The organism is Vibrio sp. 10N.222.49.C12 (assembly GCF_041475025.1).
GTDB lineage: Bacteria > Pseudomonadota > Gammaproteobacteria > Enterobacterales > Vibrionaceae > Vibrio > Vibrio crassostreae_C.
Genome location: NZ_JBFRVF010000020.1, coordinates 37,073 through 56,163, shown reverse-complemented (window position 1 = coordinate 56,163; position 19,091 = coordinate 37,073). Strand labels below are relative to the sequence as shown.

Genomic DNA, 19,091 nt, shown 5'->3' with positions numbered 1-19,091 from the left:
TTTCTTGCTCTTTTATACAAATTGGACTGAGGTTCACTGAGAATAAGGACTGTATCTCATGGCGATAAATCACAATTGTTTCATCGAGTTTGATTCCAAAAGAAGCCTGCAAGAACAAGTACGTAGCTATTTGGTGACGGCGATATTGAATGGTATTTTTCCGGCTGAACAAGCGCTTCCGTCTTGTCGTAAGCTGTCTAGCCAATTGGGTGTTTCACGCAATACTGTCTCGTTGGTGTACGACAGTTTGCTCGACGATGGCTACCTCATCAGTAAGCCTCGCAGTGGTTATTACCTTTCAGAAAAGTATGAAAACCCGAGTGATACTATCGACGCGAGTTTGGATCATTTTGAATCAGCCGACAGCGACAATGCACCGGATTGGAGCAAACGCGTTAAGCTGCAATTGGGCCAATACCCACGCATCGTCAAACCCTCGCATTGGAGTTGTTACCAATACCCATTTATTTTTGGCCAACCCTCTATCAATGACTTCCCATTAGCTCAATGGCGAGAAGCGACAAGAAAGGTCACCTCAGACCCACATGATCACCGCTGGCTTTGCGACAAGGTCGATAAAGACGTCGACATGCTGGTCGAACAGATACGCACAAGGGTGCTCCCACAGCGCGGTATTCATGCCCAAAGTGATGAGATCCTCATAACCTTAGGTTCGCAGAATGCGCTGTATTTGATTTCGACTTTGCTCATGAACCATCAGAGTCGAGTCGGAGTCGAGAACCCCGGCTACAAAGAAGCGAATCACATCTTCAATCTCTCTGGCGCGCAGTTACACCCGCATCAAGTGGATGAACAAGGATTGAGATTCAATGAGCACTCTTCACTGTGTGATCACTTCTATGTCACGCCTAGCCATCAAGCTCCAACCGGCGTCACCATGAGTGATGAGCGTCGAACTCAGTTACTTGAAATGGCCAAAGCCAATGACGCGGTAATTATCGAAGATGACTATGACGCCGAGTGCAACGTGGAGTGGAATCCTAAACCCGCGCTAAAAGCCAATGACAAGGAAGGGAGAGTCATCTACGTCAGCAGCTTCTCTAAGCTACTGGCACCCGGCTTGAGGTTAGGCTACATCGTGGCACCTGAAGAGTTAATCTACGACCTTAGAATACTGCGTCGCTTGATGTACCGACATGCGCCAAGCCGTGTTCAGATGGAAGTAGCGCACTTTATTGAACAAGGCTACTACGACAGCTTTGTGAGGCGCTTTAGAGAAAACACTCGCCAGCGCTGGAAGCTGATCAACGATGCTGTCTTGAAGTACTTACCTGACTGCAAGCGACTGGCTCAAAGCGAGCAGGCCAACTCTCTGTGGCTACAAACGCCCAGCCACATCAATAGCCAGCGTTTAGCTTCACGAGCCGCCCAAAAGGGCATATTGATTGAGACAGGCTATTCACACTTTATGACGAATACCGAAACGGAATCGGGTTGTGAAGCATTGTCAGAATATGACCCCAATTCCTATTTTCGATTGGGCTTTCACGCCATCGACAAAGATCTGATCGCACCCGGTATCAAAGAGCTGTCAGAGGTAATGAAGAGCTAGCATCACAAAGGGTTATGTAGACGTTGTTATTCAAGACAATGACGTAAAAAAGAGCATCAATCGATGCTCTTTTTCGACTATACCTAACCAATTGGAAGCTAGACACTCAAAAGCCAAGCACTCAGGAAAAATAAGCACTTTGAAAAGAACGGGGAATTCTTTGTCAAAGTGCCTTGGTTGCTGTGCTGGCTATCTTATTGAAGAATTAAGAAGCAAGTTCAAACAACACTTCATCAATGATCTTAACGCCTTTCTTTATCTCGCTTGGCTGAATAACCAAAGGTGGCGCAACGTGAATGCGGTTATTCACAATGAAGGTCAACAGGCCTCGCTTGGTCAATTGCGCTTTCAATTGCCCCATTTTTTCATTGCTCAAAGGTGTTTTACTTTCACGATCTTCCACCAGCTCTACAGCCCAGAACATCCCTTTGCCGCGCACATCACCAATCATAGGGTGCAACTCTTGAAGGCTCAGTAGAAGCGGCCCTAAAACGCTGTTACCGACGTTATCAGCGTGTGTGACAATGCCCTCTTGCTCCATCACATCGAGCGTTGCAACGATAGAAGCCATCGCCAAAGGGTGACCAGAGTACGTTAAGCCGCCCATAAAGAAGTTTGACTTAAAGTACTCAACGATCGGTTCGCTGACCACCACGCCACCAGCCGGCACATAACCCGAGTTCACCCCTTTCGCGAAAGTAATCAGATCCGGCACTACATTAAAGTGCTCAAACGCAAACCACTTACCCGTGCGGCCAAAGCCGACCATGACTTCATCGAATATCAACTGAATGCCATGTTTGGTTGCCAGCTCACGCACGCCGATAAGGTAATCTTTGGGCGGAATGAGAAAACCAGCCGTTCCCGGAATCGTCTCTAGGATAATCGCCGCAATCGCCGTTGGTCCTTCGCATTCAATCACTCGCTCTAAATGCTGCAGGGCACGCTCACTCTCTTCTGCCTCAGTCGCCGCGTTGAATTCGCTTCGATAGAGAAATGGATTGAAGAAGTGAACGTGCCCACGGCTATACTCGTTTGGAATTCGACGAAAATCCCCCGTCGCAGCAATAGCAGTACCTGTATTGCCATGGTAAGAACGGTAAGCAGATAGCACCTTGTCGCGCCCTGTGAATTGTCGCGCCATGCGAATCGCATTTTCGTTGGCATCTGCCCCTGCATTGGTAAAGAACACCTTCTTAAACGAGCTTGGCGCTTTCGACAAGATACGCTTAGCCGCCAAACCACGAGTGAGGTTGGCGGTCGCAGGGGCAACGGTCACTAATGAATCAGCCTGATCTTTAATCGCTTTGATCACTTGTGGATGCTGATGACCAATGTTGGTGTTAACCAGTTGGCTACTAAAATCAAGGTATTCTTTACCTTCGTAGTCCCACATTTTGCATCCTTGCCCACCCGCAATGGCGATAGGCTCAGCTGCTTCTTGAATCGACCAAGAATGAAATACGCTCTTGTCGAGGTCGATAATATCTTGGTTCACAAGCTGTTCTGTTGATACTTCCATTTCATCGTCTCCATTAACAACACTAGATTCACAGCCGCTCGTGCTTGGCTCGTCTTCGAGAATGAAAGACACAAAACACGACATTGAAAAGGCTGCGCTATCGGATGGAATAATCTTCATCCCAAACAGGGCGGAGATCATAGTGTCAGTTTCAACAAAACATTGGGCCAGTACATCAGCCCAAGTCTCATCCCCGATCCAACAAACAGCCTGACCCAATCCAATCGTCGATCTGGCTCTATTCAAAACTCTTAGGTGTGAATAGATTGAAAGGCAGACGAGACAGGTCTCATCGAACGCTAATTAACGCAGCAGCAATATCAAAAGCAAAGAGGTGAGCAAGAGTGGAATTAGGATTAGCGATGACATTGATTCTGTTTGCAGGAGTAGTTCGAGGCTATTCAGGATTTGGGTTTGCGATTATCGTAGCGCTTTCCCTCAGCTTTATTGTTCCACCATTGCAAGCGGTAACCATCGCTATCTTGTTGGACTTTTTAAGTGCCTTTCCTCTGCTCAAGCGAAGTAAAACCACCATCAATATCCGGCTTATTGCGCCGCTGTGTATTGGCATGTTGGTTGCGGTGCCTTTCTCGCTGTATTTCATTAGCACGATATCGGAATCAGGCTTGAAGGCCTTTATCGCGATGATGTCTTTGGTCGCTAGCACGCTGATTATTTTGGACTTACGCCTCACTTGGTTGCACCAACGACACGCGTTTTGGGCGGGAGCCATTTCGGGGTTTAGCATGACCACCGCTTCTTCAGGAGGTCCGCCATTAGTGACGTATTTGATGAACCTGACCATTAAAACCAGTGAACAGAGAGCCACCGCGATTGTGTTTTTTCTGCTGAGTTCAGCGATTTCACTGATCGGCTTCATATGGATTGGCGCATTTAACCAAGAATCGTTCATCACAGGTTTATGGCTATTACCGGCAGCTTTGATTGGCAATGTACTGGGGCAAAAACTGTATCTATCAGTACCGAACTTGTCTGCAAAAACAACGACCGCGCCGATTTTGATCGGCATGGCACTACTTATGTTAATTTCAAATTAGAAGGATGTATTTATGGATAAGATAGCGTTCATTACAGGGGCAACCTCTGGTTTCGGCAAAGCGGCAGCAAAACGTTTCGCAGAAGATAACTGGTCGTTAGTGCTGTCTGGTCGTCGAATCGAAAGGCTACTCGACCTAAAGGAAGAATTAACGGTGCCTGTGCATGTAATTCAACTCGACGTTCGAGACGCAGACGCCGTAAAACAAGCCATTGATTCATTACCCGCTGAATTTTCATCGATTACCGCATTGGTCAATAATGCTGGGTTAGCTTTGGCACCAGAAGGCGCGCCTGATGTGGACTTGAAAGACTGGCACACTATGATCGATACCAATGTCACAGGCTTGATTAATGTTACTCATGCGCTGTTGCCTACGTTAATTAAAAAAGGCGCAGGAAGCTCAATCATCAATGTTGGGTCAATCGCCGGACAGTGGCCTTACCCAGGAAGCCATGTGTATGGTGCCAGCAAAGCGTTCGTAAAGCAGTTCAGTTACAACCTACGTTGTGACTTACAAGGCACAGGGGTACGAGTGACTGACCTCTCCCCTGGTATTGCAGAAACGGAATTTACTCTTGTAAGAACTAAAGGTAACCAGACGGCTTCAGACAACCTTTACCAAGGCACTACACCGTTGTCAGCAGAGGATATTGCCGAGCAGATGTTTTATATCGCAACCTTGCCAGATCACATCAACATTAACCGAGTCGAAGTGATGCCGACACGTCAAGCATGGTCTGCGTTCGCAATCGATAGAGATTAAGTTCAAACCGACACATACAAAAAAGGTGGTCTTTTCAGGCCACCTTTATCATTTCTTTCACACGATACTTCAAATATAACCAACGGCATAAAAGACTATGTCTAATTCGCCTCATTACTCTTTTAATGAAAGTAAGATTAGAGATACTCAACTAAACAATTTGCTGCTCATGTTCTTTGTTTGATTCCGTCTCTTTCGACAAGAAACTCGCTACGATCTCTCTCAGTTTGCCTTGGTTAACCGGTTTAGGTAAAAACTCATCCATGCCTACATCGAAGCACAAATGCTTGTCTCGCTGCACGACGTTGGCCGTCAGCGCAATGATTGGAATATGCTTTGCAGCCCCTTCTTCGAGCGCTCGGATCTGCTTGGTCGCTTCGAAGCCATCGAGAACCGGCATCTGACAATCCATAAAAATCATCTCGTATTCGTTGACTTTGAATTTCTCGACACCAATTTCACCGTTGTCGGCAATATCAACCTCAAAGCCAAGCTTCTTGAGCATCATCTTGGCGACTTGTTGGTTTACTCGCGAGTCTTCAACAACTAAAACTGTACCACTAAATTCTCCGGCAACTGCGACAGGTTTTGACTCTGCTTGAATTGGAGCTTGTTTATCGGCTGGTGTGGCGTTTACAGAGACAATGGGAGCATCTTTAACAACCGCTGCAGGTTTACTTAACGGCACAGGTTCATTGTCTTTAAACGCAACCTCTCCTCTGTTCGGATAGGTAAAGACTGAAGTATCAGCTGCTCTCGCGAGTACCTCACTGATGGTCCATTTAAGCTGATTATCTTGGTAAGGACGCGCAATGTAGGCAACAAAACCGACTTGTTTAGCACGAGCTTCATCTTGCTTTCTAGGGTCAGCAGAGATCATCACTAACTTGGGACACTCGCTACCAAAGCGTTCAACTAAGCTTCTCGCCAGTTGAAAGCCATCAACGGACGGCATTACTTTGTCTATCAGAACGAGATCATAAGGTGATGACTGAGCCACAGACTCTGAAACCAACTCTAACGCTTGGTTTGCCGTTTCACAGCACTCAGACTTAACGCCAAAGGATTGAAGCTGTGTAGACGTTATACGCATGTTCAGCTGGCTATCATCCACAAGCAGAACCGAAACCTTATTGAAATCGATATTGCTTTCATCGGCTTCTAAACACGGGTCAAAGTCAGCCGTAAAATAGAAAGTACTGCCTTTACCTTCAACACTGGTGAGTTCAAGCTTGCTGCCCATCAATGTCACTATCTTCTCGCATATTGTTAGACCAAGCCCTGTGCCTCCATAAATACGTGTGGTACTGCCGTCGGCTTGTTGAAACTTATCGAACACCGATTTCTGTTTGTCTTCTGCAATACCGATACCGCTGTCGACAACCTCGAACCTCACTCTGAGTTTTTGCTCAGGCTCAACCACCTCTTCCAAACGAAGCGAGAGCGTGACGTGGCCATGCTCGGTAAATTTAATCGCGTTACCTACTAAGTTATTTAGGACTTGTCTTAGTTGTGTACCGTCGCCAATCACCATGGTTGGGATCTTAGGGTCGATCGCTAATTGGAATCGAAGCCCTTTCTGTTCGGCTTTCACTCGAAAGGTTGATTCAACGTCGGCCGCAATGCCCATCATTTTCATCGGCTCTTGCTGAAGCTCTAGTCGCCCCGCTTCGATCTTCGAGTAATCGAGAATGTCGTTGATTAAGTCGAGCAACGTAAGCGAAGAGGTGTTGAGCATGTTGATGTACTCTTTTTGCTCTTTCGGCATATCCATTTCAGAGAGCAAAGACGACAACCCGATAATCCCATTCATTGGTGTACGGATTTCGTGACTCATATTAGCAAGGAATTCACTTTTATTGCGGTTGGCCACCTCAGCAATGTCTTTGGCTTTTTCCAGCTCTTGATATTGTTGACGAATACGTTCTACCGATCGGTTATAGCTACTCTCTAGAGTCGATATCTCATCTTTGTAAGTAGAGTGAGTTGGCGTTATAAAGCGCGGTTTGTTGTCTTCGACCTGTTGTTGGTTGATTTGGGAAGACATAGTCATCAAACGTTTTACGACAAGACGATAGACGATGGTTAAACATACGAGAGACAACAAGAAGATTTTAACGGCTTCGAAGGCGAGCAACAATAACACTCGTTCTTCAAAGTCATCTAGGATCATGCTCAAGTCTGATTGCACCGTGAGCGTCGCCAACGGGAAGTCTGTGCCGCCCATCTGGTGCACCATTTCCCAAGACTGAGAATAAGATTGGCCTTCGGTCTTTTGACCTAACTCTAGAATTTTTTCATCGGGACTTTCGATAAGAAGGTAACTGACCGAAGGGAGGCGAGAGATGCCTTCGGCTTGCACAAACAATTGCTCTCGATCTTCAACCCACAAACTTGCCGTTAAACCAGAAAGGTAGCCAGCCTTGACCTGCTCGATCTGAGAGCTGATAAAAGAAACTCGACTTTGGTACTCTACATACAACCCGAGACCTGTCACTATAACTGTGAATAAGGTACTGATCGCTATTATCATCCCGATCAACTGTCGGGAGAGTCCAACGTAGCGTTTTCCTTTTGTCACCATACACAAATTACCATTATTGTTATCCTAGCAAACTACAATTACTCAACTAGTATAATAGTAGTCATTCATCAAATAACTAGGGAAGGTTATGAAAAAACATCTTATCGTTGCATCCATAGTCAGTTTGTTTTCAAGCAGTTATGCTTCTGCAAGCGAACCTCTTCACTACTACATTATTGCGAGCCAAGCGCAACCTTTTCAAATCGAAACTGACGGGTCATCTCACAGAGGAATTGTTTCAGATATTGTGGAAGCCGTGTTTGATGACAGCCAATATGAGATCAACTACCACACCTACCCTTTTAATCGAATGATCGACAAGCTCGATGCGAGAGAGAATCCAAACTGGGTTACCTATGGCAGCCCTAGTTGGGGGAATATTCAATCTGCGAACCTATCTGAAGACCCGATTTACAATGTAAAACACGTATTACTCAGCAGCGGTAAAAAGCCATTTGAGTTCAATACAATCGATGATCTCGATGGGAAAGCCGTGGTATTGCTGAAAGGATTTGAGTATCCGAACTTGGAACCTTATATCCAACAGGGCAAGCTCAACGAGATTCGAGTAAAAGATTACACTGCTGCGTTTCGTGTCCTGAACCGAGCACCTGGCGACACCGTGTTTGTGGAAATGGAATCACGAATCAAATACAACCTAAACGAGCAAAAACTGAGTATTGATGATTACCAGATGCATGAGTTTGGTTCTGTCATCAATAACTACCCTATCCATTTGGCGTTTGACCCTGAGATGGATCCTAAGCTGCAAAGCTTCATCAACCAACGCCTAGACCAAATGAAAGACGATGGACAGCTTGACGACATCGTACAGAGTTACTTATAGCACCAGCGTAACGTAGAACTTATCAACGGATAGCTTAGTCACGTACGTTAACTCTCGTTGATGCCTGACTCTCTAAAACCGAAAAGGCCGCCCTGCTTCATACTAGATAGCAGGGCGGCCTTTTAAATGCGTCTAGGGAGTAATGATAAGCATGCCGCTATCTGAATCGACGAATCAGTGCGAAGCAATTAAATGCAGTTGCTGAGTGCGAAGCTGGTGACGCACTGCCATCAGAATCTTACCCAAATGGTTCTCGCCGGTTCCATCGCCGCCATCGCCCCAGAAGTGGTCTTTGTGCGAATGTTCTTTGATCACCGAATCTCCGGTATTGGTAAGAAACAGCGCAAACTGTGGATTCTGTCTGAACTTCTCGGTGACGATGAACTGCATCACTTCAACACGAATGTCATACCAATCTTCGCGAACTTGGTCTTCGTAGTCACGACTTAAAGAGAACGCTTCAGCAGGTGTACTGGCTTCCAAAATGGTATTACGTAGCGCTTCGGAGGCAAACTTCAACGCTTGATAATAATGTTCGCTGGTTGCCCAAACTTGATCACCTACCTTGATAGGACAAGCGGCAAAATTTGACAGGTATCCGTTCGGATCTTCGGGTTCGTAAAACAGCACTTCTTTAGCTTGAGCCACAGAATTAGACATAGCCTTCTCCTTACCAACGACATCGCATATTTTTGCTTTAACTTTAAAATTAGTGGCGTTGAATATGACTGTCAAACAACTTAGTTCAAGAGTATGCCATGTGCGTGTTTTTCATCTGAAAAGCGTAATATCAAAAGGGTTAGGCTAAACAGAACAGTGAGCCAAAGAATCAAGGAGTTGATTAAATCTGGATAGGAAACATGAAAAAACACTTATAAATCAAAGGGTGGCGTTGTGCCACCCTTCTAAATGCAATGGGGATTATTAGTGAATAAGACCTAGCTCCCTCGCTTCTTCCAGACTCAAACCGCTTTCTCTAATTTCTCTTAGAGTCTCGATACGACGACGAGCTTCAGCAGACTTCATTTTCTTTTCTGGTTTGAAAGATACTTCTTCTTCTTCAGCATCCCACTTGTTTGCAATATTTGTCATTTCATCATGGTTGATAGAATTAATGGACATGTTTTCCTCCGAAAAGCACCATGTAATGGACAGGTAATCTGTAGCAAATGCTTTTTCGCTTGTTAAGAAATTCTGTACTGAAGTGTGATGATTCCGACGCTTCACAAAGCTAATTAATAAATGCCTCATTTAAACTTTGCCAAAGCCATTTTCTGCAATTATATTTAAAAGATTCCCCATAAGAAATGTGGTTTGATCCAACTCTCATTTTCCCCTCTTTCAATGCAATCAAATCCGTTAGCTTTCACATAGGCTAAGGCGAGATTCTCGGATTAGCCGGAGAATCAGGCTGCGGGAAAAGCACCTGCGCACGATTGATGACCAAGGTTTACCCTGCGACAGAGGGAGAGATACTGTTCAAAGGCAGAGACATCTCTACTCTGAAAAGCCGTAAAGATATCTTGGATTATCGCAGCCGTGTGCAAATGGTGTTTCAAGACCCCTTTGGTTCACTCAATCCCACTCACACTATTGATCACCATTTAACGCGCCCACTTAAGATCCATAAACAGGTAGCCACTAAACAGGCTCTCACAGAGCGCCTCAAAGAGTTATTAACGCTGGTGGAGTTACCCATCGAAACGCTCGCCAAATACCCGCACGAGCTCAGTGGGGGCCAAAGACAGAGGGTTAACCTAGCCAGAGCACTGGCCGTTGACGCTGAGGTTATTCTTGCTGACGAACCCACCTCGATGTTGGACGTTTCGATTCGACTTGGCGTGTTGAACTTGATGCAAAAAATGAAGCAAGAGTTAGGCATAGGCTTTTTGTACATAACCCACGACCTCGCCACGGCACATTACATCGCTGAAGAGACGGCGGTGATGTACAAAGGGCAGATCGTCGAGTGGGGATCAACCCAGTCGATCTTGACCAATCCACAACACCCGTACACTAAGTTGTTGATCTCTGCGGTACCAGATCCCGATCTGCCATTTGGCGAACTCGTCAAAAATGAGCCAAACTATTCAATAGACGCTGATCGTATTCGAGAGCAGAGCAGTGAAATACAGCATGAAATCAAACAAGTTTCTGATAATCACTTTGTAAAACAGTGGGATAACGTTGCATGAATGAACTAGACACTTGGTTAGAGCGGATCGGAGATTGGTACAAAGACCGAAAGCATGATCAAGTGGACCGATTAGAACCTTTGATCTTAACGCCTCCAGATGCGCTCTGGGGGCCATTGATCACAGATGAGCAGAGCAAAGGTATCGCATGTTGGCTAGACGGATGCCTGAGAATCTTTACTTTCTATCGCCACCTCGCGGATTCATCGAATCCGGAGTTGGCTTCGCAGGAGGCCAGCAGCTCAAGCCATCAAGATAAAGCCTACCAATACCTAATGTTTGCCTACAGTAAGCTGCAAGCGGTGTCATGTGACCCAAAATCAGAAGCAGGATTGCAAGAGTGGTGTACACAGCGGCTACAACACTTGTGTGTATTGGCTTTGGAGTTTACGAACCAACAGCAAGAACCACGTTGGAAAGCAGAGTCTGAAAAATTGATCGAGTCGCATGTACGCTTTATGGCAACCCATCTCCGAAACGATGATCAAGGCATTATTCAACGCCATCTCCACTGATCAAGCCCTTCTCGATCAAGCATCAAATCAGAATCTCACCAGAGCTAGATCCGTAGAAAGCATGATCGAGCCTTGATCATGCTTCGGCGTTTAACTCTGTAAGCTATTGAATTTTAATGATTGACTGAATTTTAGGCAAAAAAAAGCGAGTCCCTTGGGAACTCGCAAAAATCTATTCAGTATGATGTAACAAAATATGAGCCAATCTATTAATCACAAGAAAGGACAAAGGTTGTCTATTCGGGATAAATCATAATCAACTAGATGCCCTACTTTGTCATCACTTTGTCAGCGTTAGGTGCGTTTTTAATCAGCACCTAATGTGTTCAAAACTATCCATTCAGCGACGGTAAAACAGGCTTATCGCGATAGGATAATGACTAGTGGCCAATCGCCATTTCATCGAGCGCAAGGAACACGTTTTCGTCTAAATGACCTTCATGAACTTGTTTACACACTTTACGACGCACCGCTAAACCAGAGATCAAACGTTCAATGGACAGATGTCGATTGCTGGTGCTATCTCGGTCGTTATATAGCTCAATCAAGCGACTCAGTGTTTCGTATGGGATAACGTCCTCCCCTACTCTCAACCAATCAAGCTTCTCAATGAGCTCTGAGCACTCTTCTTTGATTGAGGCATGTGAGTGCCCTGTCATAGCAGATAAAGCCGTTATGCTGCGTTCTAGAGCCTCTGCAGAGGTATATTTAGAGAGAGTAATCATGATCTCGTCAGCGTTGATCTCAACAGAGTGTTTACGCTGCTTAACTCGACGTCCCAATTTGCCTCTTGGCGACGGGGCTTTACGCTGAATGGGTTCAAACTCACCGTCGATAATCTCAGACAGCTCTTCCAGTTTCTGCTTAGACACCATTTCGTTACGAAGTGGGTTCGGCAGCGTTGGTGCCATATTACGCTTACCTGCGTTAGTGGTACGCGCTCTTGAGTAACGTAATACTTCTTCCACATTACATTTGATATCTACCTGATAATCGGTCGTTTTCCCTTTTTCGATCAACGCGGTGATCGTCAAGTGATAACCCCATAGATTAACCAGGAAGGTATCTTCTTGATCCCCGACTTCACCCAATTTTCTGAGCTCGCGGATCAGATCCATCGAGAAACGACGCCAATCGATGTTACGCGCCAATTTCTGGTTGAGCTCACTGAGCAACATGCTATCTGAATGGCGACGTGCCATGCGGCTTCTAAAGTACGAATACATTTGGAAGACCAAGGTATGTTGCTTCAGGATTTCTGGCGGAAATAGGAAGAAATAGTCACGCGTCAGCAGCTCTTCGTAGAACGAAGGCTCCCAAACCAGGATGTATAGGTTCGGTTTAATGCGAATTTCGCCGTCAGAGCCTTCTGTAGGCGCTTCTTCCGATGCGGTAATGGTTCTAGCTAAGAATCGGAAACGATCACTCTTAAAGCCTTCTGGCATGTTCTCACTAAGCCAACGGCCTGTAAGCTCGTGCAGTTGGAAATCCGTGAATTCGATACGATCAATACTGTCGCGGATAGAATCACGTGCAGGGCCGCTGTCTTTCTTGCCACGTAAAGACAAAATATCAGTGATGTAGAGTGGTGTTTTGTTTGGCGTGTGTTTCGCGTCTAGATGGTAATCATCTTGGTGATGATCATGATATTGAACGGTGAGAGTGAATAACGCGAATAACGTCATCAGATCGTCAACGGTCATGATATTTTTAGAAGATCTTGTCTCGATCACAGCTCGAGTGCCAGAGATCGAAACCATGGATTTCTGGTAGCTCTTACGAGTTCTAGGTGGCGCTAACGCTTGATCAATAATCCCCGCCCAATTGGTTGGCGAAACAATGAATTGATCCGCTTCATCTTTCATCGTTGGTGGGGTATTCAACCCATGTTCATTCAGTAAGCGCTTGTTTACTTTGGTTTGAGCTAGGGCTTTAGAGCGCTTTTGCTTTTCGTTTTGCTTCACGCTTTCTGTCACTAAGCTGGTGGCACCCAGCACCGATATCAATTGGTTTGGGTTCACAAAGCGATGCAACATGGTTTTACCAGCAAGGCCTTCTTCAAAGCGAACGGGGATTTGTTTGAACAATCCGATATTAACTGCAGCTCTCAGCCTTTGCTGTAAGGCTGCGCGAGTGACTTGACCATCGGTTGATTCAATAATCTCAGTGGTGGAGACGTACCCGTCTTTACTGCTAAACCCACGAAGTGAAATTAGGTTAAGAAGCTCAACTATGCTTTTGGTGACACCTTTGAAGTGTTGATATTGTTCTATCCATTCAACGGCTGTTTCAGATACCTCAAATAAATGACCATCTTTGTGGCTTCGTGCCTTAATTAACAATTTCTCTTCTGGTTTCATTTTTGATCCGTATCACACTAACCGTAATTTCACTATAGTTCCTGAATGATAAAGAAAGAATGATCATAAATAAAGAGAATTTATTGGCTTTTAAATAACTGATCTTTTTGATTAATATGATCTTAAATGATTAAGTGATCTAATGATCTGGACGTAACTTTGCTTATAAGTGGCTGAATTTAAAGCATTAAAATAAATCACCTTGGAATGCATGATCATAAAGGTTCCGAAACTATGATCATTAAACTTAAGAAAGCATGATCACAGAACATCAGAACGATGATCATTAAGTCATTGTAAGCATGATCATTATTGGTTCGAAAGCATGATCATTATACTTATACAGCTTATCCACAGATCGGAATTCAACATCGGTTTCTAAGTCGCTTTTGACTTGTCTAAGTGGACACTTGTGGTGGCCAATCTATCGGAACAATGATCAAGAGAGCATACTTTTTTATCGTTCCTACCCTATTGAGTGCAAAATTTAGTCTGTATCCGCTGGAAATGGATTGCTTTGATGTATTTAGAGCGGGTGGGTCTTAATTAGGAAGCATGATCATGAAATTGTCATGTTTGTGTATTCTTGGTCTGTGTCGATTGAATTTTCAATCATTGAGCCCTTATAGGCGTTGAATCCCCATTCCAAAAGCATTTGTCCGTAACTTAGTTCATAAATTACATGCTTCCGGAACTATGTTTACTTGATCATTTTTCCGGAGGTTGATCATTTCCAATCTGCAGTTGCTCGGATCAATATTGCTCAGTTTACGCCTTGATCATGCTTCATAATTTGGCGTTATCAATTATCTTACACTGAATGTGCTCCATGATCATTCTTCCGGTTAAGTTCCAATCCTCTGTTGTTTTTTGACACCCCATCTTCTCTTCTGTTTTGAATTTTTTGGTCATTGAGTGTTTTTTAATTTTTATTGGATTGAAAATCTATAAATTCGAATGCAAATCACACCAACCGTAATCTACGGTTGTATTTCAATCGTTCCGAAGGTTTTTCGTTGAAATTCCATTTACATTGTAAATAAGTGATGCTGTAACATTTTAAATGTAGACTAGAAATAGCATGGTTATACATGATAGAAACAGTCATTTTTGTGTTTGTCTAAGGCGATGTTTCACCAAATTGTAAAAACGCGGTCTATTTTATGTGATTTTACTCATAAATGTATGTTCATGTTTTTGTTGTGTTTGTTGTTAATCGCTGTACAATTTGTACTTAGTTAATCATTACGGAAACTGGCAATGAAAAGAGAACAAACGATTGATAAGCTCTATCAGCTAGCCGAACAAACTCAACAAGTTCAGGCTGACCGAATTGAGATTATTTTGGAAGAGCGAAGTGATGAACATTTCCCTCCAATGTCTAAAGCTATGATGGAGACTCGTTCTGGTTTAACGCGTCGTAAGCTCGATGAAGCGATCACTAAACTTGAAGCTGATGGTCATCAGTTCACAAAGAACAACGCTAATCATTACTCGATTTCATTGACAGAAGCTCACATGTTGATGGACGCGGCAGAAGTGCCGAAGTTCCACGAACGTAAGCAGCACGCTGACAATAAGCCATGGATTATCAACGTACAAAACCAGAAGGGTGGTACGGGTAAATCAATGACAGCAGTTCACTTAGCCGCTTGTTTGTCTCTGAATTTGGATAAGCGCTACCGTATCTGTCTGATTGACTTGGACCCACAGGGCTCTTTGCGTCTGTTCCTAAATCCACAAATTAGTGGGGCAGAGCACGACAGCATCTATTCTGCCGTCGATATCATGTTGGACAACGTGCCTGAAGGCCAAGATGTCGATCTAGAGTTTCTTCGTAAGAACGTACTATTGCCAACTCAGTATCCAAACCTGAAGACAATTTCTGCTTTCCCAGAAGATGCGATGTTTAACGCTGAAGCGTGGCAAAGCCTTTCACAAGATCAGTCACTTGATATTGTTCGTCTGTTAAAAGAGAAGCTTATCGACAAAATCGCCGATGACTTCGATGTGATTATGATTGATACCGGCCCGCACGTTGACCCTCTAGTATGGAATGCAATGTACGCGTCGAACGCACTTCTGATTCCATGTGCAGCTAAGCGTTTGGATTGGGCTTCAACGGTTAACTTCTTCCAGCACTTACCAACGGTTTACGAAATGTTCCCGGATGACTGGAAAGGGCTCGAATTTGTTCGTCTAATGCCAACCATGTTTGAAGACGACAACAAGAAACAGGTGTCAGTTCTGACTGAAATGAACTACCTGTTGAATGACCAAGTAATGATGGCAACCATTCCAAGAAGCCGTGCTTTTGAAACCTGTGCCGACACTTACAGCACGGTTTTCGATCTAACGGTGAGCGACTTTGAGGGCGGTAAGAAAACTCTAGCTGTTGCTCAAGACGCAGTACAAAAAAGTGCTCTAGAATTAGAGCGCGTATTACATAGCAACTGGCCTTCACTTAATCAGGGATAACAACAATGGCAATTAAAACATCTGACTTAAATGCAAAGCTATTTGGTAAAGCAAACAAACGTCGCGTAGCAACACCACAAGAAGCGCAAACAGCGGCAAAAGAGCAGGCTCAAGTGATTGAGCTTTCTGTTGCTGGCGAAGATTTGGTTTCATTTGAATTGGTTCGAATTCCTGCGGCTGAAGTGGCTACTCGAACGGTTGTTTTTGAAGAGAACGCTCGTGAGCAATCTTTCTTAAACGAGCATGCGCTTTCTGATGTTCTTACAACATTGAAAGAACGTGGTCAGCAATACCCAGCAGTTGGTCGTAAGAACAAAGACGGTAAGATTGAAGTTCTTGATGGTAGCCGTCGTCGTATGTCATGTATTTTGGCTGACAAAGAGTTCCTAATCTATGTTGCTGAAAACATTAACGGCGAACACGCTAAGTTCCTATCAGACGTAGCTAACGCTCATAAACCGCTTTCTCTTTACGAGAAGGGCAAAGAGATGCAAGCGAAGCTGGATAAAGGCGAAGCTGAAGATCAGAAAGCACTGGCTAAAATGTTCCAGTGCAGTGAAGCTTTAGTGAGTGGTGCATTGAAAGCAGCTGCTCTACCACTTGAATTGCTACAAGCTTACCCAAATGTGAGCGACCTTGGTCGTCCAACTATTGTTAAACTGCACAAGCAGTTTGGTGGATTGACGAGTGAACAGCAGCAAACACTGCTTACTAAGTGTGATGCTTCTGAAGGTTTCGTATGGCAGCGTAGCGAAGCTCAAGGCGTAACTCGTCTAACCAAAGACGTGACCGAAACATTGGAAGGTTGGATTCTTGAATTGGCGCCAGCGCCAGCGAAGAAAGCTTCTCCAAAAGTTGAGCTTATTAAGGGCCGCGTATCATACAGCCGCAAGGGTTCAAACTTGGCGTTGAACCTTAAGAAAGTTGATGACGCAACAATGGAAGAAATCCTCGCCTTCGTACAATCGAAGCTCGACTAAGTCGACGACTTTTCATTACTCCTCTAAAGCCGCTTTATGCGGCTTTTTATTTGGCTGTGATAAACTGTGTTTAGATGAATCTGGACGCTAACTATGACAAACCCAACCAACACTTTTCTACATACACTTTCTAATATTGCTCAGCATAACGATCACCGTTACGGCGTGGTCTTTGATGGCGATTTTGATTGGCAAAACTCTGCTGTTTTTACCTTCCTTCAAGATTCAAACACTCCGAGCATCTTCCAGGTTGGCGGTACGCCATTTGAAGGTGTGATTCATGCTCCAGTAAAAAAAGGCCAACAACTGCTTGGTCGTGAGTGCCAAGTTCTTGTTTGTGATTTTAGAGAGCAGTTCGATGCGAATGGTTTTAGTGCCGCGTTGGGTTCGTTAGTTGGTGGTGGGTTGTTGTTGGTGTTGCCGCCAAAAGTTAATGCCTCTGAAGATAGTGAAAGCTTTGGCCAACGTTGGTTAAAACGTCATTTCGATAAACTGATGTCTGTTTCACAACACAATGAAGCCTGCGATGTAGTTCAAGCAACTCACGTTCTTCCTCAGATGCAAAGCGCCCAAAACGGATTGGATAAATTTGAACAGCAAAACACGGCTGTTGAATTAGTCAAAAAAGTGGTGTCTGGACACCGTAAACGTCCTTTGATTCTCACTGCGGATAGAGGGCGTGGTAAAAGTTCGACATTGGGTATTGCCGCTGCGCAGCTGTTAGTTGAGCGTCACGGGTTTAATATTGTTGTTACCGCACCTTCAGTGAAAGCGGTAGAGCCGGTATTTTCCCATGCTAGCCAAGGGTTGGAATCTTGCGAAGTGGTAAACGCTACTCACATTCGTCATCAAGGTGGCAGTTTAAGATTCGTCGCAACAGATGAATTACTTAAATCTAAGCCTGATTGCGATCTGTTATTGGTTGACGAAGCAGCTGCAATTCCAATTCCGATGCTTAAATCCATGGTCGACATCTATCACCGTATGGTCTTTTCAACCACGGTACATGGTTACGAAGGCAGTGGGCGAGGGTTCGGTATTAAGTTTGAGTCTTGGCTTTCTGAGCATCGTCCGGGGTGGAAAGGCTTTAAGCTCGAACAACCGATTCGTTGGAATAGCAACGATCCGCTAGAAGCTTGGTTGTTTGATTGCTTCCTACTTGGTAATGACGCATCAGTCACTGAATCGGCGGTTGATGAAATCGAAGGCTTTTCTGCTGACGCAATCAAAAAATTAAACTTAGTCGAGTTATCAAAAGCAGAATGCTTGGCTAATCCTGAGCAGCTACAACAATGTTTTTCTCTTCTCGTGGATGCGCACTATCAGACCTCGCCAAATGACTTAATGCAGTTTCTCAACAATCCAGCAATCCGTTTATACGCCGCTTGGCAGCAAGGTGAATGTTTAGGTTGTATGTTGGTGACGGAAGAGGGTGGTTTGGACAGCGAGTTGATTACTCAAATTCAACTTGGAAAACGCAGGCCTCAAGGTCACCTTGCTCCAGTATTACTGGCAAACCAACTTGGCTGTACTCATGCGGCGAGCAGTCGTTGCCTTCGAGTGATGCGCATTGCTGTTTCAGCGCGTCATCAAGGTTTGGGTATTGGCCGTTGGATGTTGGCTCAGTTATCACAGCAAACCAGCCAAGCAGATTATCTGGCGACAAGTTTTGGCGCGACCAGCGAATTGATTTCTTTTTGGCGTGGTAGTGAATTTGAAGCTGTGCACATCGGCCACCAGCGAGATCAGGCCAGTGGCTGTCACTCGGTTCTGATGGTTAAGGCGCTTAACTCAAACTCTCAAGGCTGGATAAACCAAGTTCAAAATCACTTCGAGCGTAGCTACTGTTTTCTTGTTTCAGGTTCTTTGGTTTCACTTGAAACCGATATGGTGCGAGCTCTGCTGCCAAAGAGTGTTCACACCGTTAGTGAGTTTGAAACTCAGTTAGTTAGAAATTACGTGAACGGTGGCAACAGTTATGATGCGATCAGCTTCAGCGTACTGAACTTGATTCTACTCAGTAACGATCGAAACATAGGTATTTCTGACTTACTCATCGCAAAGGTTGTTCAGCAGAAAGAGTGGGGGACTTGTGTTGAACAGTTTAATCTTGTTGGTCGTAAACAAGCAGAGATTCAGTTTCGTAAAGATGTCGATGTTTTGCTAGCAAATTTACAATGTAAATAGGCTAGCCATCATTTAAATAGACTGACC

13 protein-coding genes and 1 pseudogene are annotated in these 19,091 nt (G+C 44.6%); 9 read left to right on the top strand and 5 right to left on the bottom strand.

The window, feature by feature from the left end:
* The first annotated feature begins 58 nt into the window (after nucleotides 1–58).
* Nucleotides 59–1,573, top strand: coding sequence for a PLP-dependent aminotransferase family protein (locus AB4583_RS06485; RefSeq protein WP_372051396.1), 1,515 nt, complete (start codon nucleotides 59–61; stop codon nucleotides 1,571–1,573).
* Between the two features lie 205 nt (nucleotides 1,574–1,778).
* Here the strand turns inward: AB4583_RS06485 and AB4583_RS06480 are convergent, their stop codons facing one another.
* Nucleotides 1,779–3,095 (bottom strand): aspartate aminotransferase family protein, encoded by a 1,317-nt coding sequence (locus tag AB4583_RS06480; RefSeq protein ID WP_017065135.1) that lies wholly within the window; start codon nucleotides 3,093–3,095, stop codon nucleotides 1,779–1,781.
* A 362-nt stretch (nucleotides 3,096–3,457) separates the two neighbouring features.
* Here AB4583_RS06480 and AB4583_RS06475 point away from each other — a divergent pair, with 362 nt between their 5' ends.
* Nucleotides 3,458–4,153, top strand: coding sequence for a sulfite exporter TauE/SafE family protein (locus AB4583_RS06475; RefSeq protein WP_017066352.1), 696 nt, complete (start codon nucleotides 3,458–3,460; stop codon nucleotides 4,151–4,153).
* Between the two features lie 12 nt (nucleotides 4,154–4,165).
* Complete coding sequence (locus tag AB4583_RS06470; RefSeq protein WP_372116825.1) at nucleotides 4,166–4,918, top strand: SDR family NAD(P)-dependent oxidoreductase; 753 nt, start codon at nucleotides 4,166–4,168, stop codon at nucleotides 4,916–4,918.
* 151 nt (nucleotides 4,919–5,069) lie between these two features.
* Here AB4583_RS06470 and AB4583_RS06465 read toward each other — a convergent pair whose 3' ends face one another.
* A complete protein-coding gene (locus tag AB4583_RS06465; protein ID WP_372116823.1) occupies nucleotides 5,070–7,502 on the bottom strand; it encodes a response regulator in 2,433 nt (810 codons plus the stop codon).
* 88 nt (nucleotides 7,503–7,590) lie between these two features.
* On the opposite strand from AB4583_RS06465, the gene AB4583_RS06460 reads away from it, so the two are divergent.
* The gene (locus AB4583_RS06460; RefSeq protein ID WP_136974558.1) at nucleotides 7,591–8,349 is read left to right on the top strand and encodes an ABC transporter substrate-binding protein; all 759 of its coding nucleotides are present in this window, start codon (nucleotides 7,591–7,593) and stop codon (nucleotides 8,347–8,349) included.
* 174 nt (nucleotides 8,350–8,523) lie between these two features.
* On the opposite strand, the gene AB4583_RS06455 is transcribed toward AB4583_RS06460, so the two are convergent.
* The gene (locus AB4583_RS06455) at nucleotides 8,524–9,084 is read right to left on the bottom strand and encodes an NADAR family protein (protein WP_032546412.1); all 561 of its coding nucleotides are present in this window, start codon (nucleotides 9,082–9,084) and stop codon (nucleotides 8,524–8,526) included.
* Between the two features lie 189 nt (nucleotides 9,085–9,273).
* Nucleotides 9,274–9,471, bottom strand: coding sequence for a hypothetical protein (locus tag AB4583_RS06450; protein ID WP_017070170.1), 198 nt, complete (start codon nucleotides 9,469–9,471; stop codon nucleotides 9,274–9,276).
* Between the two features lie 185 nt (nucleotides 9,472–9,656).
* Here AB4583_RS06450 and AB4583_RS06445 point away from each other — a divergent pair.
* Nucleotides 9,657–10,544, top strand: a pseudogene (locus AB4583_RS06445) (ABC transporter ATP-binding protein).
* Complete coding sequence (locus tag AB4583_RS06440) at nucleotides 10,541–11,059, top strand: transcriptional regulator (RefSeq protein WP_372109915.1); 519 nt, start codon at nucleotides 10,541–10,543, stop codon at nucleotides 11,057–11,059. The pseudogene AB4583_RS06445 and the gene AB4583_RS06440 overlap by 4 nt, the downstream one beginning before the upstream one ends.
* Nucleotides 11,060–11,439: 380 nt before the next feature.
* Here the strand turns inward: AB4583_RS06440 and AB4583_RS06435 are convergent, their stop codons facing one another.
* Nucleotides 11,440–13,419, bottom strand: a complete 1,980-nt coding sequence (locus AB4583_RS06435; protein WP_017071247.1) for a replication initiator protein RctB domain-containing protein — start codon at nucleotides 13,417–13,419, stop codon at nucleotides 11,440–11,442.
* A 1,260-nt stretch (nucleotides 13,420–14,679) separates the two neighbouring features.
* Between AB4583_RS06435 and AB4583_RS06430 the strand changes: the two genes are divergently transcribed.
* The 3 genes from AB4583_RS06430 (at nucleotide 14,680) to AB4583_RS06420 (ending at nucleotide 19,064) form a co-directional block, all read left to right on the top strand.
* On the top strand, nucleotides 14,680–15,897 hold the full coding sequence (locus AB4583_RS06430; protein ID WP_017061213.1) for a ParA family protein: 1,218 nt from the start codon (nucleotides 14,680–14,682) through the stop codon (nucleotides 15,895–15,897).
* Nucleotides 15,898–15,902: 5 nt separating this feature from the next.
* Complete coding sequence (locus AB4583_RS06425; protein ID WP_017061212.1) at nucleotides 15,903–16,877, top strand: ParB/RepB/Spo0J family partition protein; 975 nt, start codon at nucleotides 15,903–15,905, stop codon at nucleotides 16,875–16,877.
* A gap of 93 nt (nucleotides 16,878–16,970) precedes the next feature.
* The gene (locus AB4583_RS06420; RefSeq protein ID WP_372116820.1) at nucleotides 16,971–19,064 is read left to right on the top strand and encodes a GNAT family N-acetyltransferase; all 2,094 of its coding nucleotides are present in this window, start codon (nucleotides 16,971–16,973) and stop codon (nucleotides 19,062–19,064) included.
* Nucleotides 19,065–19,091 lie beyond the last annotated feature (27 nt).